At 70.2% G+C, this 24978-nt stretch carries 19 protein-coding genes; 11 read left to right on the top strand and 8 right to left on the bottom strand.

The genetic code is table 11. The features are described 5' to 3' along the window. Nucleotides 1–81: 81 nt before the first annotated feature. Together T8T98_RS13955 and T8T98_RS13950 are read right to left on the bottom strand one after the other, a co-directional pair. Nucleotides 82–2838, bottom strand: a complete 2757-nt coding sequence (locus T8T98_RS13955) for a [protein-PII] uridylyltransferase (RefSeq protein ID WP_251104726.1) — start codon at nt 2836–2838, stop codon at nt 82–84. After that, nucleotides 2835–4532 carry a class I adenylate-forming enzyme family protein gene (locus T8T98_RS13950; RefSeq protein WP_251104727.1) on the bottom strand — a complete coding sequence of 566 codons (1698 nt, stop codon included), beginning with the start codon at nt 4530–4532 and terminating at the stop codon, nt 2835–2837. Before T8T98_RS13950 ends, T8T98_RS13955 begins: the two co-directional genes overlap by 4 nt. Before the next feature lie 163 nt (nt 4533–4695). On the opposite strand from T8T98_RS13950, the gene lgt reads away from it, so the two are divergent. Next, nucleotides 4696–5562, top strand: coding sequence for a prolipoprotein diacylglyceryl transferase (gene lgt / locus T8T98_RS13945; protein ID WP_251104728.1), 867 nt, complete (start codon nt 4696–4698; stop codon nt 5560–5562). Next, the gene (locus T8T98_RS13940) at nt 5559–6656 is read left to right on the top strand and encodes a class I SAM-dependent methyltransferase (protein WP_251104729.1); all 1098 of its coding nucleotides are present in this window, start codon (nt 5559–5561) and stop codon (nt 6654–6656) included. The genes lgt and T8T98_RS13940 overlap by 4 nt, the downstream gene beginning before the upstream one ends. A 66-nt stretch (nt 6657–6722) precedes the next feature. On the opposite strand, the gene T8T98_RS13935 is transcribed toward T8T98_RS13940, so the two are convergent. From T8T98_RS13935 to T8T98_RS13925, 3 genes are all read right to left on the bottom strand, one after another. Next, the gene (locus T8T98_RS13935) at nt 6723–8264 is read right to left on the bottom strand and encodes an ABC transporter permease/substrate-binding protein (protein WP_251104730.1); all 1542 of its coding nucleotides are present in this window, start codon (nt 8262–8264) and stop codon (nt 6723–6725) included. Next, complete coding sequence (locus T8T98_RS13930; protein WP_251104731.1) at nt 8261–9031, bottom strand: ATP-binding cassette domain-containing protein; 771 nt, start codon at nt 9029–9031, stop codon at nt 8261–8263. The genes T8T98_RS13935 and T8T98_RS13930 overlap by 4 nt, the downstream gene beginning before the upstream one ends. A 101-nt stretch (nt 9032–9132) precedes the next feature. Beyond that, nucleotides 9133–10650 carry a sensor histidine kinase gene (locus T8T98_RS13925; RefSeq protein ID WP_160734195.1) on the bottom strand — a complete coding sequence of 506 codons (1518 nt, stop codon included), beginning with the start codon at nt 10648–10650 and terminating at the stop codon, nt 9133–9135. A gap of 121 nt (nt 10651–10771) precedes the next feature. Between T8T98_RS13925 and T8T98_RS13920 the strand changes: the two genes are divergently transcribed. From T8T98_RS13920 to T8T98_RS13900, 5 genes are all read left to right on the top strand, one after another. Continuing rightward, nucleotides 10772–11935, top strand: coding sequence for an acyl-CoA dehydrogenase family protein (locus tag T8T98_RS13920; protein WP_251104732.1), 1164 nt, complete (start codon nt 10772–10774; stop codon nt 11933–11935). After that, nucleotides 11932–12885 carry an NAD-dependent epimerase/dehydratase family protein gene (locus tag T8T98_RS13915; RefSeq protein ID WP_251104733.1) on the top strand — a complete coding sequence of 318 codons (954 nt, stop codon included), beginning with the start codon at nt 11932–11934 and terminating at the stop codon, nt 12883–12885. The genes T8T98_RS13920 and T8T98_RS13915 overlap by 4 nt, the downstream gene beginning before the upstream one ends. A 78-nt stretch (nt 12886–12963) precedes the next feature. Then, entirely contained in the window at nt 12964–14574 is a 1611-nt protein-coding gene (locus T8T98_RS13910) for a carboxyl transferase domain-containing protein (RefSeq protein ID WP_251104734.1), read from the top strand. Between the two features lie 84 nt (nt 14575–14658). Further along, the gene (locus tag T8T98_RS13905) at nt 14659–15159 is read left to right on the top strand and encodes a copper resistance protein NlpE (protein WP_251104735.1); all 501 of its coding nucleotides are present in this window, start codon (nt 14659–14661) and stop codon (nt 15157–15159) included. 125 nt (nt 15160–15284) lie between these two features. Beyond that, the gene (locus T8T98_RS13900; RefSeq protein WP_160734190.1) at nt 15285–15917 is read left to right on the top strand and encodes a TetR/AcrR family transcriptional regulator; all 633 of its coding nucleotides are present in this window, start codon (nt 15285–15287) and stop codon (nt 15915–15917) included. A 7-nt stretch (nt 15918–15924) separates the two neighbouring features. On the opposite strand, the gene T8T98_RS13895 is transcribed toward T8T98_RS13900, so the two are convergent. Further along, nucleotides 15925–17673 carry a bifunctional metallophosphatase/5'-nucleotidase gene (locus tag T8T98_RS13895; RefSeq protein WP_251104736.1) on the bottom strand — a complete coding sequence of 583 codons (1749 nt, stop codon included), beginning with the start codon at nt 17671–17673 and terminating at the stop codon, nt 15925–15927. 173 nt (nt 17674–17846) lie between these two features. Between T8T98_RS13895 and T8T98_RS13890 the strand changes: the two genes are divergently transcribed. Beyond that, on the top strand, nt 17847–18359 hold the full coding sequence (locus T8T98_RS13890; RefSeq protein ID WP_251104737.1) for a hypothetical protein: 513 nt from the start codon (nt 17847–17849) through the stop codon (nt 18357–18359). A gap of 35 nt (nt 18360–18394) precedes the next feature. Here the strand turns inward: T8T98_RS13890 and gyrB are convergent, their stop codons facing one another. Next, nucleotides 18395–20923, bottom strand: a complete 2529-nt coding sequence (gyrB, locus tag T8T98_RS13885; RefSeq protein WP_251104738.1) for a DNA topoisomerase (ATP-hydrolyzing) subunit B — start codon at nt 20921–20923, stop codon at nt 18395–18397. A 155-nt stretch (nt 20924–21078) separates the two neighbouring features. Here gyrB and T8T98_RS13880 point away from each other — a divergent pair, with 155 nt between their 5' ends. The 3 genes from T8T98_RS13880 to T8T98_RS13870 are packed head-to-tail and all read left to right on the top strand — an operon-like array spanning nt 21079 to nt 24036. Continuing rightward, complete coding sequence (locus T8T98_RS13880; protein WP_251104739.1) at nt 21079–21504, top strand: type 2 periplasmic-binding domain-containing protein; 426 nt, start codon at nt 21079–21081, stop codon at nt 21502–21504. Continuing rightward, nucleotides 21501–22424 carry a cation diffusion facilitator family transporter gene (locus tag T8T98_RS13875; protein ID WP_160734185.1) on the top strand — a complete coding sequence of 308 codons (924 nt, stop codon included), beginning with the start codon at nt 21501–21503 and terminating at the stop codon, nt 22422–22424. The genes T8T98_RS13880 and T8T98_RS13875 overlap by 4 nt, the downstream gene beginning before the upstream one ends. Before the next feature lie 55 nt (nt 22425–22479). Next, nucleotides 22480–24036: a class I adenylate-forming enzyme family protein gene (locus T8T98_RS13870; RefSeq protein ID WP_251104740.1), complete on the top strand. Its 1557-nt coding sequence runs from the start codon at nt 22480–22482 to the stop codon at nt 24034–24036. 612 nt (nt 24037–24648) lie between these two features. Here T8T98_RS13870 and T8T98_RS13865 read toward each other — a convergent pair. Further along, nucleotides 24649–24954: a UrcA family protein gene (locus T8T98_RS13865; RefSeq protein WP_322295699.1), complete on the bottom strand. Its 306-nt coding sequence runs from the start codon at nt 24952–24954 to the stop codon at nt 24649–24651. Nucleotides 24955–24978: the final 24 nt, after the last annotated feature.

Below are 24978 nucleotides of genomic sequence, written 5' to 3'. Positions count from 1 at the left end.
GACGTATACGTTAACTCAAGTCGGCCCGGGAAAGAAACAAAGTTTCCACCAGGGCCCGCTTTTTATCGATTAGTGTTGCATTCAGGCGTCTTCGAGCTCCGCCTGGCGCCGGTCGCTCGCCGCGTCGAGCAGGGCCGCCTCGACGGCCTGGGCCCGCGGACCGGTGATTTTCTCCCCCAGGAGGTCGGTGACGTAGAACGTGTCGGCCGCGCGCTCGCCATAGGCGGTGACATGCGCCGAATGGACGACCAGCTGGCATTCGAACAGCGCCCGCGCCAGCCGGTTGAGCAGCGCCGGCCGGTCGCGCGCGTTGACCTCGATCACCGTGAAGCGGTTGGAGGCCTGGTTGTCCACGATCACCCGCGGCCGCACGTCGAAGGCGCGCGCCCGGCTGCGCGGCAGCGGCCGCCTGGCCAGCCGCGGGACCAGCTCGATCCGGTTGGCCAGGGCATCGTCGATCGCCGTCTCGATCCGCGCGAGCTGCTCCGCCTCGTGGAACGGCTGGCCCAGCGGGTCCTGGACCAGGAAATTGTCCACCGCCCACCCGCCGCGGGTCGTGTGGATGCGCGCGTCGATGATGTTCGCCCCGGCCAGGTGGATCCCGCCCGCGATGCGGTAGAACAGGCCCGGGTGGTCGGCCGCGATCACGCTGACCAGCGTGGCCCCGCGCGAGGGATAGACCTCGCAATGGATCGACAGGTCGTGGTCCAGCCGCCGCGCGGCCGCGAACTGGCGCAGGTTCAGCGCCGCGATGTCTTCCGGCTCGGCAATCCAGTAGGCTTCGCCGAACTCGTCGCCGTGGCGTTCGATCAGGCCGGCATCGTCGGCCAGGATCGCGCGGGTCGCGTCCTTCTTCGCCGCCACCCGCTGCTGGCGCCCGTGGCGCATGTGGCCCAGCCGCAGCCGCTCGTGCGCGAAATCGTACAGCTCGCCCAGCAACTGGCGTTTCCAGCTGTTCCACGTGCCGGGGCCGACCGCGCGGATATCCACCGCGGTCAGGATCAGCAGGTGGCGCAGCCGCTCGACGCTCTGCACTTCGGCGACGAAGTCCTCGATCGTCTTGGGATCGGTCAGGTCGCGCTTGAACGCGGTCGCGCTCATCAGCAGGTGATAGCGCACCAGCCAGGCGACGAGGTCGGTCTCGTCCTCGCTCAGGCCGAAGCGGGGGCACAGCTCCTCCGCCACTTCGGCGCCCAGCACCGAGTGGTCGCCGCCGCGCCCCTTGGCAATGTCGTGCAGCAGCACCGCGACATAGGCCGCCCGGCGCGAGGCGATCTTGTGGACCAGCCGGGTCGAGCGCGGGTGGTCCTCGGCCAGTTCGCCCTTCTCGATCCGGCTGAGCAGGCCGATCGCGCGGATCGTGTGCTCGTCCACCGTGTAATGGTGGTACATGTCGAACTGCATCTGCGCGTTGACCTTGCCGAAATCGGGCACGAAGCGGCCGAAGACGCCGGCCTCGTTCATCCAGCGCAGCACGGTTTCCGGGTCGTTGCGCCCGGCCAGCAGCTCGAGGAACAGCGCGTTGGCGCGCGGATCGTCGCGAACTTCGGCGGTGATCAGGCGCGAATCGCGGTCGGCCTGGCGCATCGTCGCCGGCTCGATCTCCAGCCCTTCCGCCTCGGCCACGCGGAAGATCTCGATCAGGCGGACCGGGTCCTTGCGGAACCAGTCGTCCGACGGGATGCCGATCCGCCCGCCGAACACGCGATAGCCCTTCACGCTGCGCGGCCGCGCGCGAAAGCCGGCGAGCAGCCCCTGGCGCGCGCGCTTCTGGGCGAACTGTTCGTCGATATGGGCCAGGAAGACCCCGGTCAGGCTGCCGACGCGCTTGGCCTGGAGGAAATAGAACTGCATGAAGCGTTCGACTTCGCTCTTGCCCGGGCGGTCGGTGAAATTCATCCGTTCGGCCACCTGCCGCTGCAGGTCGAAGGTCAGCCGGTCCTCCGCCCGCCCGGTGATCATGTGCAGGTGGCAGCGGACCGCCAGCATGAAGCCTTCGGCGCGGCGGAAGCTGCGGTACTCCTGCGCCGTCAGCAGGTCCACGTCGACCAGCTCGGCGGCGCTGCGGACCTTGTGGATGTACTTGCCGATCCAGTAGAGCGTCTGCAGGTCGCGCAGCCCGCCCTTGCCGTCTTTCACGTTGGGCTCCACGACATAGCGGCTGTCGCCCATCCGCTTGTGCCGCGCGTTGCGCTCGGCCAGCTTCTCGGCCACGAACTGGCGTTCCGTCCCCGTCACCACGTCGGCCCAGAACCGGCGGCGCGTTTCCTCGTAAAGCGCCTCGTCCCCCCAGACGTAGCGCCCTTCGAGCAGGGCGGTGCGAATGGTCACGTCGCCCTTGGCCATGCGGACCATGTCGTCGGGCGTGCGGCTCGAATGGCCGACTTTCAGGCCCAGGTCCCACAGGTAATAGAGCATCGCCTCGATCACCTGTTCGCACCACGGCGCGTTGCGGGTGGGGGTGAGGAAGGCGATGTCCACGTCCGAATGGGGCGCCATCTCCGCCCGGCCGTAGCCGCCGACCGCGAGGATCGAGAGCCGCTCGGCTTCCGAGCGGTTGGCCGCCGGGTAGTCGTAGGCGACGACGTGGTCGTGGATCAGCCGCACGAGCTGGTCGACCAGGAAGGCCTGGCCGGCCACGCATTCGTGCCCGGCGTGCGGTTTCTCGATCAGGCGCCGCCGCAATTCGTCGCGCCCGGCGTCCAGCGCCTCGCGCAGGGCGGCGATCACCGCCCCGCGACTGTCGGCCGCGCCCTCGCTTCCCAGCCTGTCCAGCGTCTCGGCCAGGGCGCGCCGGTCGATGATCGCGCGCTGCCGGGGGATGCGGACCTGGTTCAAGCCTCGATCAGCTCCTCGCCGAAGCGGGCGCGGACCGCGCGCTTGTCGATCTTCTGCGTCCCCAGCCGCGGCAGGGGCTCGTCCGACTGGCGGATGTGCTGCGGGATCTTGAACGGCGCCAGCTGCCCGTCGAGGAAGCTACGCAGCTCGTCGGGCGTCAGCGAATGGCCTTCCTTGCAGTAATAGACGGCGGCCGGGATCTCGCCCAGGCGTTCGTCGGGAAGGCCGAAGACCGAGCATTCGGCGACCGCGTCGTGCCCGTAGATGCCCTGTTCCACCTCGATGCACGAGATGTTCTCGCCGCCCCGGATGATGATGTCCTTCTTGCGATCGACGATGAACAGGTACTCGTCCTCGTCGAGATAGCCGAGGTCGCCGGTGCGGAAATAGCCGTTGTCGAAGAAAGCCGCAGCGGTCGCGTCGTCGTTGCGCCAGTAGCCGCGGAAATTGGCGATCGAGCGAATGCAGACCTCGCCCACTTCGCCCTGGGGCAGCGCGTTGCCGCCGTCGTCGAGGATCGCCAGGTCCACCAGCGGCTTGCTCGCGCGGCCGGTCGATCCGGGCTTGGCCATGTAGTTCTCGTTGAAATTGCCGCAGCCCACGCCGTTGGTCTCGGTCAGGCCGTAGCCGAGCAGCGGGAAGCCGCCGGGGAAGGCCTTCTTGATCTTGTTGACGTGGTCCACGGGGCGCGGCGCGCCCCCGGCGGCGAAGCTCTTGCAGGCGCTGAGGTCGAACGAATCGCGTTCGGGGTGGGTCGCGATCTCGTAGCTCATCAGCGGGACGCCGACGAAGTAGGAGACTTTCTCCGCCTCCATCAGGCGCATTGCCTCGCGCGCGTCCCACTTGGGCATGAGCACGAGCTTGCGCGCGATCGCGTAGCTTTGCAGGTAGAGCGGCACTTCGCCGGTGACGTGGAACAGCGGCACCGCGATCAGCGCGCAGGCCTGCCCCTCGGGCGCGTCGCCCCGCTCGGTCAGGAGCTGGGCGGCCATCGCGCTCTGCGAGACATAGCTCATCGTGCCGTGGACGACCCCGCGATGGTCGGACCAGGCGCCCTTGGCATCGCCGGTCGAGCCCGAGGTGAACAGGATGGTCGCGATGTCGTCCGGCCCGATCTCGTCCAGCATCCGCATGGCGACGTCGCCTTCGCCCCAGATCGGAGCGAGCCCGTCGGACGGCGGGAGGTCGTGCGCGATCTCGACGATCCGCGCCGGGTGGTCCGTCCCCTCGAGCCGCTCGGCCCGCTGGCCGTCGGCGAGGACGAGCGAGCACTCGGACAGGCGAATGCCGTAAGCGAGTTCCTCCCCGGTCCAGAACCCGTTGAGCAGGGTGGCGCAGCCGCCGCCCATGATCACGCCCATGTAGGCGATGATCCAGTTGGCCGAATTGCGCGCGGCGATGCCGACGCGGTCGCCCTTCTTCATCCCGTGGTCCTGCACCAGGCCCGCGGCGACGTGGCTCGCGGCGACCCAGCATTCGCCGAACGTCAGCCGCACGTCGCCGTCGACCAGGAAGACGAGGTCCTTATGCTCGTTGCAGAAATGCGCGAAATAGTGGGCCAGGCTGGGCGGGGCGTTCTTGAATGCCGGCAGGGACAGGCCCTCGCGCTCCACTGATTCGGTCTCGAACGGCATTCCGGGGGCGGTCAGGCCCTCGATGATGCGTTCCAGATCGTTGTCCAGTTCAGTCGGCATTCGTCAGCTCTCCTCTCGCCATTCCCCTACGTCACGGCGCGATCGAATCGTACCGGACGCTCGAACGCAGGGTTTCACCCCGTCGCTCTCTATGCCAAAAGCCGCGCGAAATTCCCGCGTGCCGGGCACGGTCTTCGACCTGATTTGATAAGGGGTTCGCCAGTTGCTGTCACTACTTGCCGCCGCCGCCGCGGATACCTCGGGACCGATTCAGTGGGCGGAACTGGGGCTGACGCCCGGCATCGACCTGGGGTTCTTCACCCTGCGCTGGTACTCGCTCGCCTATCTCGCGGGGATCGTGCTGGGATACTGGCACCTCTCGCGCATGATCAAGGCCCCCGGCGCGCCGATGGCGCAGCGCCATGCCGACGACCTGTTCTTCTATTGCACGCTGGGCATCATCATCGGCGGGCGGCTCGGCTATGCCACGTTCTACGACCCGTCGCTGTGGACCAGCCTCCAGCTGTTCCAGCTCTGGACCGGGGGGATGAGCTTCCACGGCGGGCTGGCCGGGGTCCTGGTCGCGATCGCCTTCGTTTCGTGGCGCGGCGGGCTGCCGTTCCTGCGGGTGGCCGATTACATCGCGGTCAACGTGCCGTTCGGCATGATGTTCGGCCGCCTCGCCAACTTCGTCAACGGCGAGCTCTGGGGCCGGCCCAGCGACGTGCCCTGGGCGATGGTCTTCCCCGGGGCGGGCCCGCTCGCGCGCCATCCCTCCCAGCTCTACGAGGCCGCGCTGGAAGGCGCGCTGCTGGTCGTCGTCCTGCTCTACCTGTTCTGGAAAACGCGCGCGCGCTATCGCCCCGGCCTGCTGGTCGGCGTGTTCACCGCCGGGATCGCGCTGGGCCGCTTCACGGTCGAGTTCTTCCGCGAACCCGACGCCCAGCTGGCCGAATTCGCCGCCAATACCGGGCTTTCGATGGGACAGTGGCTCACGATCCCGCTGATCGTGCTCGGCGTGGCGGTCACCGTCCGCGCGCTCGCGCGGCCGCCGCTGGCCAGCGGAGCGCCCGCGGCCGGAGCGGCATGAGCGGCAGCGACGCGGCTGGCGACGCGGGCGGCGACGCGGGCGAGACCGGCGAGCTGGGCGACATCTTCCGCCGGCTGATCCGCAATACCGGGCCGATCTCGCTCGCCCAGTTCATGGGGGAGAGCAACGCGCGCTACTATGCCGGGCGCGACCCGCTGGGGGCGGCGGGCGATTTCGTCACCGCGCCCGAGATCAGCCAGATGTTCGGCGAGCTGATCGGCCTGTGGCTGGCCGACATGTGGATCCGCGCCGGGCGCGAGGAGCCGGTGCTCTACGTCGAGCTCGGCCCCGGGCGCGGCACGCTGGCGCGCGACGCGCTGCGCGCCGCCGGCCGCTACGGCCTGGCGCCCGAGGTGCACCTGGTCGAAGGCTCGGGCGCGCTGCGCGAGGTCCAGGAACAGGCCGTGCCCGGCGCCTTCTGGCACGCCGACCTGGCCGGCGTGCCGCAGGACGCGCCGATGCTGCTGGTGGCGAACGAGTTCCTCGACGCGCTGCCGGTGCGCCAGCTGGTGCGCACGCGGGACGGCTGGCGCGAACGCATGGTCGGGCTGGAAGGGGACGATTTCGTGTTCGTCGCCGGGCGCCAGCCGATGGACGAGGCGGTGCCGGCCGAATGGCGGGGCGCCGCGGTCGGCACCCTGCTGGAAACCAGCCCGGCCTCGGCCGCGATCGCCTACGAGATCGCCGGCCGCCTGGCCGAGCAGGGGGGCGCGGCGCTGGTGATCGATTACGGGCACGGCGAAATGCGAACCGGATCGACGCTGCAGGCGGTGCGCGCCCATGCCAAGGTCGATCCCTTCGCCGCACCGGGGGCGGCCGACCTGACCGCGCACGTCGATTTCGCCACGCTGGCGCGGATCGTCCAGGCGCGCGGGGCGCGGCACCTGGGCACGGTCACCCAGGGCGAATGGCTGCGCGCGCTGGGGATCGACGCGCGGGCCCAGACGCTGTCCGCGCGCGCGCCGCACTACGCGCAGGAGATCAAGGCCGCCCGCGACCGGCTGGTGGACGAGGCGCAGATGGGGCGCCTGTTCAAGGTCATGGGCATTGCCGCCCCCGCCTGGCCCGACGGCGCGGGGTTCGACGCGCAGTAGCCGCCTTGCCGGCGCCGTTCCTCCATCGGGAGGGCGCCGGCCCGCACCCGCCGCGGCAGAGGCCGGCTAAAGCCCGAGCCGGGCGGAAAGCGCGCGCGCGGCGGCGGCGGGGCTCTGCTTGTCCGCGTCGGTGCGGTCCACCGCCAAGTTCGCCCTTCGCATCGCCTCGACGCCGATCGCGCCGACCAGCGGGCGCAGCGCGGCCACCAGCGCCGCGTCGTCCGCGCGGTCGGGGGCGACGAGGACCAGCGCGTCGTAGGCCGGGAAGGCGCCTTTCGGATCGTCCAGCACGACCAGCCGGTCGGCCGCGATCCGCCCGTCGGAGGTATAGGCGCTGATCACGTCGGCCTCCCCCGATTGCAGGGCGTTGTACATGAAGGTCGGCTGGAACGTGCGCTGGCGGGCGAAGCGCAGGCCATAGGCGTCGCGCACCGCGCGCCATTCGGGCCGGCGGAAGAATTCCGGGTCGGCGCCGATCACCAGCCGCGGCGCCACGCGCGCAAGGTCCGCCAGCGAGGCGACCCCCAGCGCCGCGGCCCGGTCAGCCCGCATCGCCAGGGCATAGGCGTTCTCGAACCCGAGCCGGCCGAGCACGAGCGTGCCGCTGGTCTCGCGCTCCCAAGCCGCGATCGCGCGATAGATCGCCTCGCGCCCCGGGTTGTCGGTGCGGCCCATCTCGTTGGTCCACAGCGTGCCGGTATAGTCGATCGAGATGTCGATCGCGCCCGAGGTGACCGCGTCGTGGACCACCGCGGAGCCGAGGCCGTCGCGATATTCGACGCGGTACCCGGCCTCCTCCAGCCGCTGGCCGATCAGGCGGGCGAGGACATATTGCTCGGAAAAGCTCTTGGCCCCGATCGCGACCGGCTCCTCCCCCTCGCCCGGCTCGAACCAGGCGAGCGCGGCGGCGCCGATCCCGGCGAGCGCGAGGCCGGCGCCGGTCCAGACCATCCACCGCCGGCGCCGGGCGAAGCCGCGTTCGACCAGCCCCAGCAGCGCGTCGGCGACCAGCGCGAGCGCCGCGCTGGCGATGCAGCCGGCGAGGACGAGGGCCCAGTTCTGCGTCTGCAGCCCGGCGAAGATCGGGTCGCCCAGGCTCGGCTGGCCGATCGTGGTCGCCAGGGTCGCCGCGCCGATCGTCCAGACCGAGGCGGTGCGGACCCCGGCCATGACGTAGGGCGCGGCCAGCGGCGCCTCGACCAGGCGCAGTTTCTGCCACGCGGTCATGCCCACGCCGTCGGCCGCCTCGAGCACGCCGGGCGCCATGTGCTCGCGCGCGGTCACCGCGTTGCGCAGGATCGGCAGCAGGGCATAGAGCGCCAGGGCGAGCAGCGCGGGAAGGAAGCCGAGCGTCGGCAGCCCTTCGCCGAACACCGCGCGCAGGCTGAGCAGGATCGGGAAGAACAGCGCGAGCAGGGCCAGCGCCGGGATCGTCTGGACCAGGCTGGCGAAGCCGAGCGCGATACGGGCCACGGCGGGCGAGCGGCTGGCCCAGACGGCCAGCGGCAGGGCGATCGCCATGCCCAGCGCGATCGCCGCCGCCGCCAGGAGGACATGGGCCGCCAGCTTGCCCCCCAGGCCGAGCAGGATCGGCAGGATCGCGTTCACCCTTCCAGCTCCGCGATCGCGTCGGCCTGGTCGCGCGGAACGGCGACCAGCGCCTGCGCCTCGTCCCCGCCCGCGCCCGCCAGCAGCGCGCGCGGCGTCTCGTCGGCGACGATCCGGCCCGCGGCCATGACCAGGACCCGGTCGGCCAGCAGCAGCGCCTCGGCCATGTCGTGGGTCACCATCAGCGTGGTCAGCCCCAGCCGGTCGTGCAGTTCGCGCACCTTGCGCCCCAGCGCGTCGCGGGTGACCGGGTCGAGCGCGCCGAACGGCTCGTCCATCAGCAGGACCTGCGGCTCGCCGGCCAGCGCGCGGGCCACGCCGACGCGCTGGCGCTGCCCGCCCGAGAGCGCGTGCGGCATGCGGCGGGCGTGGGCGGGCTCCAGCTCCACCAGTTCGAGCAGTTCGGCCACCCGCTCCGGCCCGATCGGCCGCCGGGCGAGCCGCGGGCCGATCCCGATGTTCTCCGCCACCGTCATGTGCGGGAACAGGCCGATCGACTGGAAGACATACCCGATCCGCCGCCGCAGCGCCGGCGCGGCGATCGCGGTCACGTCCTCCCCTTCGAACAGGATCGTGCCCGCATCGGGCGCGACGAGGCGGTTGATCGTCTTGAGCAGGGTGGACTTGCCCGAACCGGAGGCGCCGACCAGCGCGACGAAGCTGCCGCGCGCGATCGCCAGGTCCACGCCGTCGATCGCGCGGGTCCGGCCGAAGCGCTTGGCCAGGCCGTCCAGGCGCAGCGCGGTCGGGGGCGCGGCATCGTCCATCCCGCCGACCCTAGCCGCGAACCGCGCGAAAACGAAACCCCGTGGAAACGAGACCCCCCGGAAACGAACCCCCCGGAAGCGCCCCCCCGGAAGCCGAGACGTCAGTCGGCCAGCCGGACCACCGGCAGGCGCAGGGTCGCCGCCAGTCCGCACTCGCGCCACTCGCGCGAGACCTTGCCCCCCAGCTGCCCCACGCTCATGTCGATCAGGCGGGTGCCGAAGCCATTGCCGCCGCTTTCGGCGATCGCCGGGGCCGGGCCGCCGGTCTCGGCCCAGGTGACGAGGATATCCTCCCCTTCGCGGGCCAGCTCGATCGCGATGCGCCCTTCCTGCTTCGCCAGCGCGCCGTACTTGATCGCGTTGGTCGCCATCTCGTGCAGGACCAGCGCCAGCGAGATCGCCGCGCGCGAGCCGACCGGGGCGGTTTCCCCCGCCACGGCGATGCGGTGGGCCCGGATGCCGGCGAACGGTTCGAGCAGGACCGAGATCAGCCCGCGCAGGTCGCCCGATCCCTGGTCGGCCGAAGGGAGGACGAAATCCTGCGCCTTGCCGAGCGAGGCGATCGTGCCGACCAGTTCCTCGCCGAACGGGCGCAGTTCCTCGCGCCCGCGGGTGCGCAGCGAGATCAGGCCGGAAATGAGCGCGAAGATGTTCTTGATCCGGTGCGCCAGCTCGCGCGCCAGGGTGTCGCTCGAATCGGCTTCGCGGTGGCGCTCGTCGATGTCGGTCAGCGTGCCGTACCAGCGCGCGACGCTGTCGTCCTCGTCGCGCACCGGAAGCGCGCGCGCGATCGTCCAGCGCCAGCTGCCGTCGGCCTGGAGCAGGCGGAACTCGTTCTCGAAGCTGTCGCCGCGGGCCATGGCCTCCTGCCAGGCGGCCGATGCCCGTTCGCGGTCGTCGGCATGGACGAAGCCCAGCCAGCCTTGCATGTCGCGGGGCGGCGCGCTGCCCGTCACCCGTTGCCAGCGGGCGTTGAAGTAATCGAAGCGCCCCTCCCCGTCGGCCGACCAGATCACGTCGGGCAGCCAGTCGCCCAGCGTGCGGAAGCGGGCCGCCTGGCGGGCGAACTCGTGGCGGTGCTGGCGCGCCTCGCGCTGGGCCTGGAAACGGCGCTTCACCGCCTGGGACAGCAGGGTCAGCCCCTGGGCCTGCAACTCGGTCAGCCCGCCGGGCCGGGGCCGGGTGTCGAGCACGCAGAGCGCGCCGATCGGCGCCCCCTCGCGCGAGGCGATCGGCGCGCCGGCATAGAACCGCAGGCCGAAATCGCCGGTCACCAGATCGAACTCGGCGAACCGCTCGTCCTCGCGCGCGTCGGGCACGACCAGGAGGCCGCCGTCCATCATCGTGTAGGCGCAGAAACTGGTCGAGCGCGGGGTGCCTTCGGCTTCCACCCCGGTGCGGGCGATGAACCGCTGCTGTTCGGATTCGACCAGCGTCACCAGCGCCACCGGCGTTTCGCACAGGCGGGCGGCGAAGCGCACGATCTCGGCCAGTTCGGGATCGTCGACAAGCGCGTCCAGCCCGTGCGCGGCGACGACCCTCGCGCGCTCCGCATCGCCGCAGAACGCCGGCGCCGGGGCCGCGTCCGGCGGCCACAGAGTTGAATCGTCGATTTCCATCCCGTCGGCTCTTGCGATAGCGAATTCACCGGGATTTCCAAGGGCTTTTGCCCCCGTTTGCGGGGGGTTTGCCGCTACGGTCGCGCTCGGCTATGCGCCGGTCGACAAGTTAGGAGCTCCCATGCGCGCGACCCCCGATTTCGATTTCCAGCTCGGCGAGACGGCGGACATGATCCGCGAGACCACGGCCCGCTTCGCCGACGAGCAGATCGCCCCCCTGGCCGAGGCCATCGACCGCGAGGACCGCTTCCCGCGCGAGGAGCTGTGGCCGGCGATGGGCGCGCTGGGCCTGCACGGGGTGACCGTGCCCGAAGCCGACGGCGGCCTCGGCCTCGGCTATCTCGAACACGTCATCGCGGTGGAGGAAGTCAGCCGCGCCTCGGCCAGCATCGGCCTCAGCTACGGCGCCCATTCCAACCTCTGCGTCAACCAGATCGCGCGCTGGGGGAACGAGGAGCAGAAGGCGAAGTACCTGCCCGGCCTGATCAGCGGCGAACACGTCGGCTCGCTCGCCATGTCCGAGGCCTCGGCCGGGTCGGACGTCGTCTCGATGAAACTGAGGGCGCAGAAGGTCGAGGGCGGCTATCGCCTCAGCGGGACGAAGTTCTGGATCACCAATGCGCCCTATGCCGATGTCCTGGTCGTCTACGCCAAGACGGGCGAGGGGTCGCGCGGGATCACGACGTTCCTGATCGAAAAGGACTTCGAAGGCTTCGCGATCGGGCAGAAGATCGGGAAGATGGGGATGCGCGGTTCGCCGACCAGCGAGCTGGTGTTCGACGACTGCTTCGTGCCCGAAGCGAACGTGATGGGCCCGGAAAACGGCGGCGTGGGCGTGCTGATGAGCGGGCTGGACTACGAGCGCGTCGTGCTCTCCGGCCTCCAGCTCGGCATCATGCAGGCCTGCCTCGACACGGTGATCCCCTATGTCCGCGAACGCCAGCAGTTCGGCCGGCCGATCGGGACGTTCCAGCTGATGCAGGCCAAGGTCGCCGACATGTACGTCGCGCTGCAATCGGCCCGCGCCTATACATATGCCGTCGCGCGCGCCTGCGACGCGGGGCAGACGACCCGCTTCGACGCCGCCGGCGCGATCCTGCTGTCGAGCGAGAACGCCTTCCGCGTCGCGGCCGAGAGCGTCCAGGCGCTGGGCGGCGCCGGCTACACCACCGACTGGCCGGTCGAACGCTACCTGCGCGATGCCAAGCTGCTCGACATCGGCGCGGGCACGAACGAGATCCGGCGGATGCTGATCGGCCGCGAACTGATCGGGGCGGCGGGGTGAAAGTTCTCCTCACCGGTGCGTCGGGCTGGCTGGGGCGGTTCCTCGCCCCGCGGCTGCGCGCGGCCGGTCACGAGGTCGTGGGGCTGGACATCGCCCCGGGCCCGGACACGCAGGTGGTGGGCACCGTGGCCGACCGCGACCTGGTGCGCGACGCGGTGCGCGACCACGCGATCGAGGCGATCGTTCACGGCGCGGCGCTGCACAAGCCCGATATCGCTCGCTACGACGAACAGGCCTTCGTCGATACCAACGTGACCGGCACGCTCAACCTGCTCCGGGCGGCGGTCGATGCCGGGCACGGCCGCTTCGTCTTCACCTCGACCACCTCGATGATGGTGTCGGACCGCGTGCGCGCGGGGGCCGGCAAGGCCGCGTTCTGGATGGACGAGGGGTTTCACGCCGGGCCGCCGCGCAACATCTACGGCATGACCAAGGCCGCGGCGGAAAACCTCTGCGCCCTGTTCGCGCGCCTGCACCCGCTCGACGTCGCGATCCTGCGGACGGGGCGCTTCTTTCCCGAGGAAGACGATACCCACCGCGAGCTGTCGGGCGAGAACATGAAGGCGAACGAGTTCCTGCACCGCCGGCTGAGCGCCGGCGACGCGGCGCGGGCGCATGTCCTCGCGCTCGAGCGGATCGGCGGGCTGGGCTGCGAGACTTTCGTGATTTCCGCGCCCCCGCCGTTCGCGCGCGACGAAGCGGGCGAACTGGTGCGCGACGCGCCGGCGGCGATCGAGCGGCACTTCCCCGGCGTGCGCGGGCTCTACGCCGCGCGCGGATGGGCCCTGCCGCACAGGATCGAGCGGGTTTACGACCCGGCGAAGGCCGAACGCGTGCTCGGCTTCCGGTGCGAGACCGATTTCGCCCGCGTCCTCGCCGCGTTGCGCGCGGGCGAGCCCCTGCCTTTCGACCACGATCCGGCCTATGTGCCGCCGAAGGAACTCGCATGACCGCGCCCGCGCCCGCCCCCGGCCCGGCGCCGGCACGAACCCACGCCCTGCAGATGAAACGGACAGATTGACCCGCCCATGACCGCACCCACGCTGACGACCAAGCTGGACCGCGAAGCGCCCGACGCCCGGGCGCGCTTCGAGCACAACAAGGCCCTGGCCGGGGATTTGCGCGCCCGCGTCGCCGCGGCGGCGCTGGGGGGCAGCGAAGGCAGCCGCGAGCGCCACCTGGCGCGCGGCAAGCTGCTTCCCCGCGAGCGGGTGGAGCGGCTGCTCGACCCGGGCAGCCCCTTCCTCGAGATCGGCCAGCTCGCGGCGAACGGCATGTACGGCAAGGACGCGATCAACGGCGCCGGGCTGATTGCCGGGATCGGCCTCGTCGCCGGCCGGCAGGTGATGATCGTGTGCAACGATGCCACCGTGAAGGGCGGCACCTATTACCCGATGACGGTCAAGAAGCACTTGCGCGCGCAGGAAATCGCGCGGGAAAACCACCTGCCGTGCATCTACCTCGTCGACAGCGGCGGGGCGAACCTGCCGCACCAGGCCGAGGTCTTCCCCGACCGCGACCATTTCGGCCGCATCTTCTTCAACCAGGCGAACATGAGCGCCGCCGGCATTCCGCAGATCGCCTGCGTCATGGGCAGCTGCACCGCGGGCGGCGCCTACGTGCCGGCGATGAGCGACGAGACGGTGATCGTGCGCAACCAGGGCACGATCTTCCTCGCCGGCCCGCCGCTGGTGAAGGCCGCGACGGGGGAGGAAATCAGCGCCGAAGACCTCGGCGGCGGCGACCTGCACGCGAAGAAATCGGGCGTGGTCGATCACCTGGCCGAGAACGACGAACACGCGCTGACCATCGTGCGCGATATCGTCAGCCACTTGGGCGAGAACCCGGCCGCGGCGAAGAACGTCGACTTGCGCGATCCGCGCGCGCCGCTGTTCGATGCCGAGGATCTCTACGCCCTCGTGCCCGAGGACGTGCGCGCGCCCTACGACGTGCACGAGGTCATCGCCCGGCTGGTCGACGGCAGCGAGTTCCACGAGTTCAAGGCGCATTACGGCAGTACGCTGGTCTGCGGCTTCGCGCATGTCTGGGGCATGCCGGTGGCGATCCTGGCCAACAACGGCGTGCTCTTTTCCGAAAGCGCGCAGAAGGGCGCGCATTTCATCGAGCTGGCCTGCCAGCGGCGCATCCCGCTGCTGTTCCTGCAGAACATTTCCGGCTTCATGGTCGGCGGCAAGTACGAGGCCGAAGGTATCGCCAAGCACGGCGCGAAGCTGGTGACCGCGGTCGCCACCGCCACGGTGCCCAAGGTCACCGTGGTCATCGGCGGCAGTTTCGGCGCGGGCAATTACGGCATGTGCGGGCGCGCCTACAGCCCCCGCTTCCTGTTCACCTGGCCCAATGCGCGCATCAGCGTGATGGGCGGCGAACAGGCCGCGTCGGTGCTCGCGACCGTCCACCGCGATGCCGAGAGCTGGAGCGAGGAGGAGGCCGAGGCCTTCAAGGCCCCGATCCGCCAGAAGTACGAGGACGAGGGCAATCCCTATTACGCCACCGCCCGCCTGTGGGACGACGGCGTGATCGACCCGGTGCAGACGCGCGACGTGCTCGGCCTCGCCTTCGCCGCGACGCTGGAGGCGCCGATCCCCGAGCGGCCGCAGTTCGGCGTGTTCCGCATGTAGCGTCGGCCGGCGCGGCGTTTTTTTTCGAAACCGCCCGGCGGGCTTGCGCATTGGGGGAGGGGAAACCGGACAAGGAGACGCCCGATGACCTTTCACGCCCGCCTCGCGCTTGCCGCGCCGTTCGCCCTGGCGCTCGCCGCCTGCGGCGAGACAACCGACGTCGACGAACGCGTGGTCGAGACGCCCGAGCTGGAAACGCCGACCGACGTGACCCTGCCCGAGGTCGAGGTCGAATATCCCGAAGTGCCGGTGAATGCCCGCACGACGGTCGATTATGCCGGGACGTACGAGTTGCGGACCCGCGACGACCAGGTCAGCACGATCACCTTGCGCGAAGACGATACCTACGTCTGGCGCGCGCCCGACGGCACCGAGACGAGCGGTTCCTTCACCTGGGGCGACGACGAAAGCCGCATCCTGATCGAGCGCGAGGGCGAGACGCAGGCCTATGCCGTGGCCGAGAACGTGCTCTATCGCCTGCCCGCCGCCGACGCCCCGACCGCGGGCGAGCGGAGCGAGGAGACGACCTGGCGGCGCAGCGACCCGGCCCCGGCCGCCGACGACCAGACCGCACCGGCGCAATAGACGCGGCAGGGCAATAGACGCGGCAGGGCAATAGAGGCGGCAGGGGCGCATTTCGCGCCGCGGGGCTTTAACCGGGCGCGGGCCGTCGCTAGATTACGCGCGATCTAGCGGACGGACCGAGGACAATGACTGCGCCCAACCTTGCGGATAGCGACCGCGCCCAGCTCGTCCACCTGGCGATGAAGACGATCGCCCGCACGGGCGAGGCGACGACGCGCGCCGCGCTGGCCAAGGAAGCGCGCATGCCGCGGGCGCGGATCGACACGATCTTCGCGACCGACGACGCGCTGTTCGACGCGATCCTGGAGGAGTGGTACGCGCCCGATATCGCGATCATGGAGGAGGTGATCGCCTCCGACCTGCCGATCCGGCGCAAGTTCTATGAATTCTTCGCGCGCCGTTTCCTGCGGGAACAGGAACGCTATCGCAAGGACCCGGCGACTTTCGCCGTCTATTGCGAGATCGGGACCGACAAGTTCGAGAACGTGCGCGGCTATATCGACCTGGCCGACCACTACTTGTCCGAACTGATCGCCCAGGCGCAGGAAGAAGGCTATTTCGCCGGTCTCGGCATCAACCAGGCGCTGTCGCTGATCAACCAGATGGTCGCCTGCTACATCCTGCCGCAGATGCTGCTGATGCTGGACGAGGACAAGCTGAGCGCCGGGAAGCTGGCGACGATCATCGATACCCTGTTCGACGGGCTTTCGGGCAAGCAGCGCGGCGCCGCGCCGGTCGCCGGCCTGCGGATCGCCTGAGCGGCCTTCAGCGCCCGGTCAGGTCGGTGACCCGCCCGGTGGGCGGCAGCGCCGTGGTTTCCGCCTGCGCGAGGTAGGCTTCCATCGCGTCGAGATCGACCGGGCCGGTCACCCCGTCGGTGCCCCGTTCGAACACGGTGAAGCCGTCGCCCCCGGCGGCGAGGAAGCTGTTCATCGTCACGCGGTAGCTCGCCCGCGGATCGATCGGCTGCCCGTCGAGGCTGGCCGAGACGATCCGGCTCCCTTCCGGCCGGCCCATGTCGTAAGCAAAGGCGAACCCTTCGGAGACCGAGAAGGTCTGGACGAAACCGTCCGAATCGAGCTGCTGCTCCAGCAGCGCGAGCAGCTGGCTGCCCGAATAGCTGCGCGTCACCAGGGTATTGCCGAAAGGCTGGGCGGCGAAGATGTCGCCGAAAGTCACCGTCCCGCCCGGGCCCGGCACGATCGGCGCGCGAATGCCCGAATTGTTCATCAGCGCGATCTGCGCGCCGGCCGATCGCGTGGCGAAGAGCTGCGCGTCGGCGATCAGGTTGCCGAGCGCGGTTTCCTCGGTCGCCGGGCCGGGATCGCGCGCCGGGCCCGAAATGCGGCCCACCGGCCGGGTCGATGCCGCGCGCGCGGCCTGCGAATAGCGGGCGACATAGGCGGCCATCTCGCCGTCTGCGGGGAAGACGGCGAAGGCCGGGTCGGCGGCTTCGCCTTCGTTCTGGACCACGATGTTGCGCGCGGCCAGCGAGGCGACCGTATCGCGCGCCGGATCGATCGCGAGGGTGATCTCGGTCAGCAGGGTCCCGCCGTAACCGGCGCTGGTGACGGTGAAGCCGCGCGCCGGGTCGACGGTGGCGAAATCGCAGACGTAGGAGCGGTGGGTATGGCCCGAGATGACGAGGTCGACCCGCGGATCGACCCGTTCGAGGATCGCCCGCAGCGGGCCGGCGATCGCGCCGCAGCCGGTGTGCGGCGTGCCCGGTTCGGGTTCCAGCCCTTGGTGGATCGCGACCACGATCGCATCGGCCCCGGCCGCGCTCAGTTGCGGCACGCGCGCGTTGATCGCCTCCGCCTCGTCGCCGAAGGTCAGGCCGGCCACGCCGCTCGGCGTCACCAGGCTCGGCGTGTCCTTCAGCGTCAGCCCGATCACCCCGACCGCGACCGCGCGCTCGCCGCTGCCGAAGCGGCGGATGGCGGTGCCCGGGAACAGCGTCTCGCCCCCCTCGGTCACCACGTTGGCGGCGAGGAAGGCGAAATCCGCCCCGGCGAAGTCCCGCTCCACCGCGCAGGGTTCGCGCAGCCCGTGCCGTTCGCAGCCGCCGTCCTGCAGGCGCTTCAGCTCGCGCCAGCCGCGGTCGAACTCGTGGTTGCCGACCGCGTTGAAATCGAGCCCCATGCGGTTCATCGCGCCGACCGCCGGCTCGTCGAGGAACAGCGAGGAGACGAGCGGGCTGGCGCCGACCAGGTCGCCCGCGGCGATGACCAGCGAATGGTCGCCCCCCGCGCGGTGGCGCGCGACCGCGCTGGCGAGATAGGCCGCCCCGCCGGCGCGCACTTCGCGGCTTTCCCCGCCTTCCAGCGGCACGCGGATCGGCCGGCGCAGCGGCTCCAGGTTGCCGTGGAAATCGTTGAGCCCGACGATCTTCACCGTCACCGGGCCGGCAGTGTCGGTCGTGGCGCTATCGGCCGGCGCGGGCGCGCGCGTCGTCGTGCAGGCGGCGAGGGCTGCGATCAGCGGCAGGAAGGCGAGGGCGCGGCGGCTTGGCATGGTCGGCGATCCTTGGCGGCAAACGATGTCGGGGGCATGACGGTTCGTGCCGCGGACGGGCGCAGGGCACAAGCCCGCCTGTCGGAATAGTGTCACATTGGCGGCCTAGACGTGCCCCGGTGCGGTTCGCACCGTGGTTTCTTCGCGTGACCTTGTATCGGGGAGCTTGTTCGATGCGTCGTCCACCGGGCACGATGGCACTTGTCGTTTCGATGTCGCTCGCGCTGGCCGCCTGCGGCGAGCGGCCGGAAGGCGAAAGCGCGCAGGATTTCGCCGCGCGCGTCAACGGGGGCGGAGCAGGGGGCGGCAATGCGCCCGCCGGCGACCCGGCCGCCGCGAACCAGCCCGACGGGCCGCGCGATCCCTCGCTGCCGCGGGTCGCGGCCGACGGGCGCAAGGCGCTGGCGGCGGGCACGGCCTATCGCCGCACCAACCCGGACGGGACGCACGACAGCCTGGCGATCGCCGAGGACGGCACGTTCACGCTCGAGCAGGGCGGGCGGCGGCAGACCGGCGAATGGGAATGGCTGCCCGACGGCAAGCGCCTGCGCCTGCTGGGCGTGACGCACCAGCCGATCGTGCTGATCGCCGACGGCGCGCTCTACCGGATGCAGAACGAGAACGTGCCGTTCGACGACGTCACCCCCGACCGGGTCTATCGCCGCGGCGCCGACCCCGCGCCGTAACCGCGGCCGCGCCGCCGGCGCGGGGGCCGGGCGGCTCAGACGTCGAGGTTGGCGACGTTCAGGGCATTGTCCTGGATGAATTCGCGCCGCGGCTCGACCACGTCGCCCATCAGGCGGGTGAAGATCTCGTCGGTGACGTCGGCGTCCTCGACCTTGACCTGCAAGAGCGCGCGGTTTTCCGGGTCGAGCGTGGTTTCCCACAATTGCTCGGCGTTCATTTCGCCCAGCCCCTTGTACCGCTGGACCGAAAGCCCCTTGCGCCCGGCGGCGAGAACCGCGTCGAGCAGCTCGGTCGGCCGGGTGATGGCCTCGCCTGCCGTGGGCGCGACGCTCGCATCATCCCCTTCGGCCCCGGCGTTCGCGGCTTCCGCCTCGGTGCCGAGGCGGGCCAGGTGCGCGGGCGCGGCATAGACGTCGGCGTTCTCGCTCGCCAGGCCATGGAGCTTGCGCGCCTCGGCACTGGTGACGAAGGCCGCCTCGATATCGTGGACGTCGGTGACCCCGCGCCACAGCCGCTCGAAACGGATGCCGCCCTCGGCATCGAGCGATGCGCTCCACCGCGCCTCGGGATCGGCGCGGCCCAGCCGCTGCGCTGCCTCGTCGAGCGCGCGGGCGCGCGCGGGCGCGTCGAGCGCGGGATCGAGCGCACCCGACAGCGCGAGCTGTTCGACGATCGCCGCGTCGTACTTGCGCGGGACGAAGGCGATCAGGTTGCGGATCCGCAGGCCGTGTTCGACCAGCGCGCGCAAGTCCCCTTCCGCCCGCGCGCCGCCGGCGGTTTCGAGAACCCGGTTCTGCAGCCCGGCATCGACGAGGTAGCGGTCGAGCGCGGCCTGGTCCTTCAGGTAGACCTCGCTGCGGCCCTTGCTCACCTTGTAGAGCGGCGGCTGCGCGATGTAGAGGTGCCCGGCCCGGATGATCTCGGGCATCTGCCGGTGGAAGAACGTCAGCAGAAGCGTGCGGATATGCGCGCCGTCCACGTCGGCGTCGGTCATGATCACGATCTTGTGATAGCGCAGCTTCTCGATGTTGAAATCGTCGCGGATCCCGGTGCCCATGGCCTGGATCAGCGTGCCGACTTCCTTCGAGCCGATGATCCGGTCGAACCGGGCGCGCTCGACGTTCAGGATCTTGCCCTTGAGCGGCAGGATCGCCTGCGTCTTGCGGTCGCGGCCCTGCTTGGCCGAACCGCCGGCCGAATCGCCCTCGACCAGGAACAGCTCGCTCTTGGCCGGATCGCGTTCCTGGCAGTCAGCCAGCTTGCCCGGCAGGCTGGCGACGCTCATCGCGCCCTTGCGGCTCATCTCGCGCGCGCGGCGCGCCGCCTCGCGCGCGGCGGCGGCATCGACGATCTTCTGGATGATCGCCTTCGCATCGGCCGGGTTTTCCTCCAGCCACTCGGTCATCTTCTCGCCCATCAGCGATTCGAGCGGCTGGCGGACTTCCGAACTGACCAGCTTGTCCTTCGTCTGGCTGCCGAACTTGGGATCGGGCAGCTTGACCGAGACGATCGCGGTCAGGCCTTCGCGCATGTCCTCGCCGGTCAGCGAGACCTTTTCCTTCTTCAGCAGGCCGGATGCGCTGGCGTAATTGTTGAGCGTGCGCGTCAGCGCGGCGCGGAAGGCGGCGAGGTGCGTCCCGCCGTCGCGCTGGGGGATGTTGTTGGTGAAGCAGAGCACGTTCTCGTAATACGAATCGTTCCACTCCAGCGCGACGTCGATCCCGATCCCGTCCTTCTCGGCCGAGACCGAGATCGGCTCGGCGACGAGCGCCTGCTTGTTGCGGTCGAGGTACTTGACGAAGGCCGCGATCCCGCCCTCGTAGAACAGGTCGTGTTCCCTGATCTCTTCGTGCCGGCGGTCGCGCAGCAGGATGCGGACGCCCGAATTGAGGAAGGCCAGTTCGCGGTAACGGTGCTCGAGCTTGTCGAAATCGAACTCGGTCACGTTCTTGAACGTCTCGGTCGAAGGCAGGAAGGTCACCCGCGTGCCCTTCTTCAACCCGTTCTCGTCGCCGTTCGATTCGACCGGCGGCGCATCGCCGACCACTTTCAGCGGAGCCACGGCATCGCCGTTCTCGAACCGCATCCAGTGTTCCTTGCCGTCGCGCCAGATGGTCAGCTCCAGCCATTCGCTGAGCGCGTTGACCACCGAGACGCCGACCCCGTGCAGGCCGCCCGAGACCTTGTAGGCGTTGTCGTCGCTGGTGTTCTCGAACTTCCCGCCGGCGTGGAGCTGGGTCATGATGACCTCGGCCGCGGAAACGCCCTCTTCCTTGTGCATGTCCACCGGGATGCCGCGGCCGTTGTCCTCGACCGAGACCGAGCCGTCGGGGTTGAGCTCGATCAGGACGAGGTCGCAATGGCCGGCCAGCGCCTCGTCGATCGCGTTGTCCGACACTTCGAACACCATGTGGTGCAGGCCCGATCCGTCGTCGGTATCGCCGATATACATGCCCGGCCGCTTGCGGACCGCGTCCAGCCCCTTGAGGACCTTGATCGAATCGGCGCCGTAGCCGTTGCGCTTCGCCGTTTCCGGCGGGGTGTTTTCGGGGGTGTCTTCCATGGCGATTATATAGGCCGCGGGGGCGCCGATCCCAAGCGAATCGCGCGGTCGCGCGGGATTTTTCCACCGCTTGCCACCCGGTTTCGCGGATACTTCGCCCCTCCCGCGCGTTGACGGGCACGGTTTCGTGCGCGCTGCGAAGGGGAAGGCAAGGGATGCGACGGCTCGTCTGGCTGCCATTCGCCCTGTCGCTCGCGGCATGCGGCCCCTTTCCGCGCGATCCCGACCGGACCGAGGAACTGGTCCGCGAAAGCGGCACGATCCGCCTCGGCTGGGTGCGCGGCACCGCTCCCGAGCGCGAGGCGGCGCAGGCCCTGGCCGCCGTGGCGCGGGCGACCTCGGCCCGCGTCGAGCGCGTGCCGGGCGACAGCGAGACCCTGCTGCGCGACCTGGCCGACGGGCGGATCGACCTGGTCTACGGCACCTTCGCGATGGCCAGCCCGTGGGCGAAGGAGGTCCATTTCGGCCCGGCGATCGGGTGGCGCGCTGCCCCGCCGCGCCACCAGCCGGCCGCGCGCTTCGCCATGCGTAACGGGGAAAACCGCTGGATCATGACGGTCGAGCAGGCAGTGCGGCCATGAACCAGCTGCCGAAGGAAATCCGCCCGGAAATGGCCCGCGCCCGGCGGCTGGAATGGTGGACGCTGGCCGGCATGGGCAGCGTGGTCGCGGCGATGTATTTCGCGATGGGATCGAGCCAGGCGATGAAGACCGCCTTCATCGAGGATCTCCTGGGGCTGGTGCCGGCGGTGACCTTCCTCGTCGCGGCGCGGCTCGAACCCCGCCCGCCGACGCGCAAGTATCCTTACGGCTTCGTGCGGGTGGACAGCCTCGCCTTCATGGCCAGCGCGGTCGTCCTCGCCGCCGTCGGCGCCTGGCTGCTGTTCGACGGGGTCAGCGCGCTGGCCGCGGGCGAGCACCCGACGATCGGCCCGGTGACGATCTTCGGCCACACGGTCTGGCTCGGCTGGATCATGCTCGCCGCGCTCGCCTGGTCGGTCGTCGTGCCCGTCGTGCTCGGCCGGCTCAAGCGCCCGGTGGCCTCGAAACTGTGCGACAAGGTGCTGCACACCGATGCCCTGATGCAGAAGGCGGACTGGCAGACCGGGCTCGCCGGGATGGCCGGGGTGCTGGGCATCGGAATGGGGCTGTGGTGGGCCGATTCGGCAGCGGCGGCGGCGATCGCGCTGTCGATTCTCTACGACGGGGCGCGGAACATCCGCACCGCGGCGGCCGAACTGCTCGACGGAATGCCGCGGCAGCTGGAAAGCGCGGAGATCTCTCCCGATGCCGAGCGGCTGAAACGGCGGCTGGAGGCGCGCTGGCCCGACGGCCACGTGCGCCTGCGCGAATCGGGGCGCTATATCCTCGCCAATGTCGGCGACACCTGCCCGCCCGGCGACCTGCCGCCGCTGGAGGAATGGATGGGCGACGACGCCGGCTGGCGTCTCGCGCAGCTCAGCTTCACCCCGCCCGGCTGCGCTCGCAGCGACGAAGATTGACGCGCGCGTAAAGTGCGCGCTTGCCGCCGCTGGCCGCGGCGCTAGGATCGCGGCGATGACGAAAGACGATATCGGGGCCCTGGTCGGGGCCGAATGGGGCTCCTTTCCCGCCATGCTGGCGGCCTGGGCCGAGGCGCAGCCCGACGCACTCGCCCTGCGCGACGATCGCGGGGCGCTGACCTGGGGCGAGCTGGCGGACCGGGTGGAACGGATCGCCGCCCGCCTCCAGGCCGACGGGCTGGAGCGGGGGCAGGCCGTGGCCATCCTCGGCACATCGGGGATCGCCTATGCGCTCGTGTTCCTTGCCGCGGTGCGCGCGGGCGGCGTGGCCGCTCCGCTGACGACCAGCGCGAGCCGCGAACAGCTGGAGGGCATGGCCGGCGACAGCGGCGCGCGGCACCTGTTCGTCGATCGCGCGCGGCGCAGCGAGCTGGGCGACGATTTCCTGCCGGACATGGACCATGTCCTGCTGGACGAGGAGCTGGACGGCTGGATGGCGCCTGCCGGCACCCGCGCCGAGCCTTTCGCGCCGGCGCCGGGCGACCCGTTCAACATCATCTATTCCAGCGGCACGACCGGCGTGCCCAAGGGCATCGTCCATTCGCACCAGATGCGCTGGCGCCAGTTCGCCTCGATCGCGGCGTCCTATCTCGGCACCGGGCTGGAGCCGCGCGCGCTCGCCTCGACCCCGCTCTATTCGAACACGACGATGGTCGCCTTCCTCGCGCCGCTGCTTGCCGGGGGCATGGTGCGCGTGATGGGCAAGTTCGCGGCCGAGGCCTGGCTCGCCCATGCCGAGGCGGACCGCACGACGGTGACGATGCTGGTGCCGGTGCAATACCAGCGGCTGATGGACGAGCCGCGCTTCGACCGGTTCGACTTGTCCTCGCTGGCGCTGAAATACTGCACCTCGGCACCCTTCCCGGCCCCGCTGAAGCGCGAGGTCCTGCGCCGGATGCCCGGGGCTCTGGTGGAAATCTACTCGATGACGGAAGGCGGCGTCGTGTGCCTGCTGCCCTGTCACGAGTTTCCCGACAAGCTCCATACCGTCGGCCGCCCGGCACCGGGCAGCGAGTTGAAAGTGCTCGACGACGAGGACCGCGAGGTGCCGCCGGGGGTGGCCGGCAACCTCGTCGGCCGCAGCCAGACGATGATGAGCGGGTACAAGAACCGGCCGGACAAGACGCGCGAGGGATACTGGACCGACCCGGAAACGGGCGCGGTGTGGCAACGGATGGGCGATATCGGCCGGGTCGATGCCGACGGCTTCGTCGAACTGGTCGGCCGCGCCAAGGACATGATCATCTCGGGCGGGTTCAACATCTACCCCGCCGACCTCGAGGCGGAGCTGGAGCGCGAGGACGACGTGGCCGAGGCGGCCGTCGTCGGCGTGGCCAGCCGCCGTTGGGGCGAAAGCCCGGTCGGTTTTGCCCGCCTCGCGCCGGGCGCCCGGCCGATGGCCGAGATCCTCGCGGCGGTGAACGCGCGGCTGGGCAAGACCCAGCGCCTGGCGGCGCTGCACCCGGTGGACGAGATGCCGCGCAGCCATATCGGCAAACTGCTCAAGACCGAGCTTCGTGAAAGGGCGGAGGCGATAGGCGGCGTCGAATAGACGCGCCGGGGGAGATCTGCCGGTTGGGAAAAGGCGCGATGGAGACGCGGCCGCCACTATGGGGGGGGAGGACTTGGCGGCCGCGCCTCTCTCGCTGTTCTTCCTCCAGGCTCAGGCGATTGCTGCACCGAGCATGAGGCTGCTGATCGAAGCAGCCGCGAGGAAGGCCAGGAAATGCGATGCAGTCGTGCGCATGGCATGGCTCCTGTTTCTGAGAGGCCGGGGGAAGGGGGGAGAGAGGAGAGAGAGGAACCTTCCGCCCGGCTCGAGAGGTGAAATAATCTTTCGCCTTGCTTTTCACAAATGAGAAAACTGCCACTTTTGTTGAGAAATCTGCAACCAAGAGCGGTAAAATCACGCTTTAGTGGTGCAAATTTCTGTTGAATCGGCAGGTGGCGGCGCGGCGTCGAGTGCGTGGCCAAGGGGGTAAAGGCGCGGCTGGCCGCGAAAACGCGGCATCGTGCGCGGTCAGGAGAAGCGCCGCCGCGATAGGCGTGCCCAAGGCTTGCGCGAACTGCACGGGGCCAGCCGAAACTACGGGCCCCAACGAAAATCCGGCGCCGCCAGCATTCGTGGCGACGCCGGATCGTCGAGTTCGGGGAAAGTCGCGCGTCAGCTGGCGCTGGCGAGGCGTGCGGTGCGCTTGCGGGCAATCACCTCCTCGGCCGATTCGACCAGCGAGGCCTTGCACGCCCGGTCGTAGGGCACCGGGTTGAACGACAGCGCGTCGGGATAGGCGCAGGCTTCCTTTGCCGCCGCTTCGACCCGCTTGTGCAGCGCGCGGACCTGGGCCGGGTCGCGCAAGTCGAGATCGTCGAAATGCACAGCGATCGTGACCTTGCGCGGTTCGGCCTGCGCGGGCGTGCCCAGGAGGGCGAGCGAGGCCAGGCCGGCGGCGAGAATGTGGTGGAACTTCATGAGCGTCTCCTTCGACAAGGTGTG

The sequence above is a fragment of the Pelagerythrobacter marinus genome (assembly GCF_034375205.1).
Lineage (GTDB): Bacteria > Pseudomonadota > Alphaproteobacteria > Sphingomonadales > Sphingomonadaceae > Pelagerythrobacter > Pelagerythrobacter marinus.
The sequence above is the reverse complement of the archived record's forward strand: the minus strand, read 5'-3'. Positions and strand labels throughout refer to the sequence as shown.

Excerpts from the sequence above, each read along its gene's own strand:
- T8T98_RS13950 (WP_251104727.1), bottom strand. The coding sequence starts at position 4,532 with ATGCCGACTGAACTGGACAACGATCTGGAACGCATCATCGAGGGCCTG.
- T8T98_RS13940 (WP_251104729.1), top strand. The coding sequence starts at position 5,559 with ATGAGCGGCAGCGACGCGGCTGGCGACGCGGGCGGCGACGCGGGCGAG.
- T8T98_RS13930 (WP_251104731.1), bottom strand. The coding sequence starts at position 9,031 with ATGGACGATGCCGCGCCCCCGACCGCGCTGCGCCTGGACGGCCTGGCC.
- T8T98_RS13925 (WP_160734195.1), bottom strand. The coding sequence starts at position 10,650 with ATGGAAATCGACGATTCAACTCTGTGGCCGCCGGACGCGGCCCCGGCG.
- T8T98_RS13920 (WP_251104732.1), top strand. The coding sequence starts at position 10,772 with ATGCGCGCGACCCCCGATTTCGATTTCCAGCTCGGCGAGACGGCGGAC.
- T8T98_RS13910 (WP_251104734.1), top strand. The coding sequence starts at position 12,964 with ATGACCGCACCCACGCTGACGACCAAGCTGGACCGCGAAGCGCCCGAC.
- T8T98_RS13905 (WP_251104735.1), top strand. The coding sequence starts at position 14,659 with ATGACCTTTCACGCCCGCCTCGCGCTTGCCGCGCCGTTCGCCCTGGCG.
- T8T98_RS13900 (WP_160734190.1), top strand. The coding sequence starts at position 15,285 with ATGACTGCGCCCAACCTTGCGGATAGCGACCGCGCCCAGCTCGTCCAC.
- T8T98_RS13895 (WP_251104736.1), bottom strand. The coding sequence starts at position 17,673 with ATGCCAAGCCGCCGCGCCCTCGCCTTCCTGCCGCTGATCGCAGCCCTC.
- T8T98_RS13890 (WP_251104737.1), top strand. The coding sequence starts at position 17,847 with ATGCGTCGTCCACCGGGCACGATGGCACTTGTCGTTTCGATGTCGCTC.
- gyrB (WP_251104738.1), bottom strand. The coding sequence starts at position 20,923 with ATGGAAGACACCCCCGAAAACACCCCGCCGGAAACGGCGAAGCGCAAC.
- T8T98_RS13880 (WP_251104739.1), top strand. The coding sequence starts at position 21,079 with ATGCGACGGCTCGTCTGGCTGCCATTCGCCCTGTCGCTCGCGGCATGC.
- T8T98_RS13875 (WP_160734185.1), top strand. The coding sequence starts at position 21,501 with ATGAACCAGCTGCCGAAGGAAATCCGCCCGGAAATGGCCCGCGCCCGG.
- T8T98_RS13870 (WP_251104740.1), top strand. The coding sequence starts at position 22,480 with ATGACGAAAGACGATATCGGGGCCCTGGTCGGGGCCGAATGGGGCTCC.
- T8T98_RS13865 (WP_322295699.1), bottom strand. The coding sequence starts at position 24,954 with ATGAAGTTCCACCACATTCTCGCCGCCGGCCTGGCCTCGCTCGCCCTC.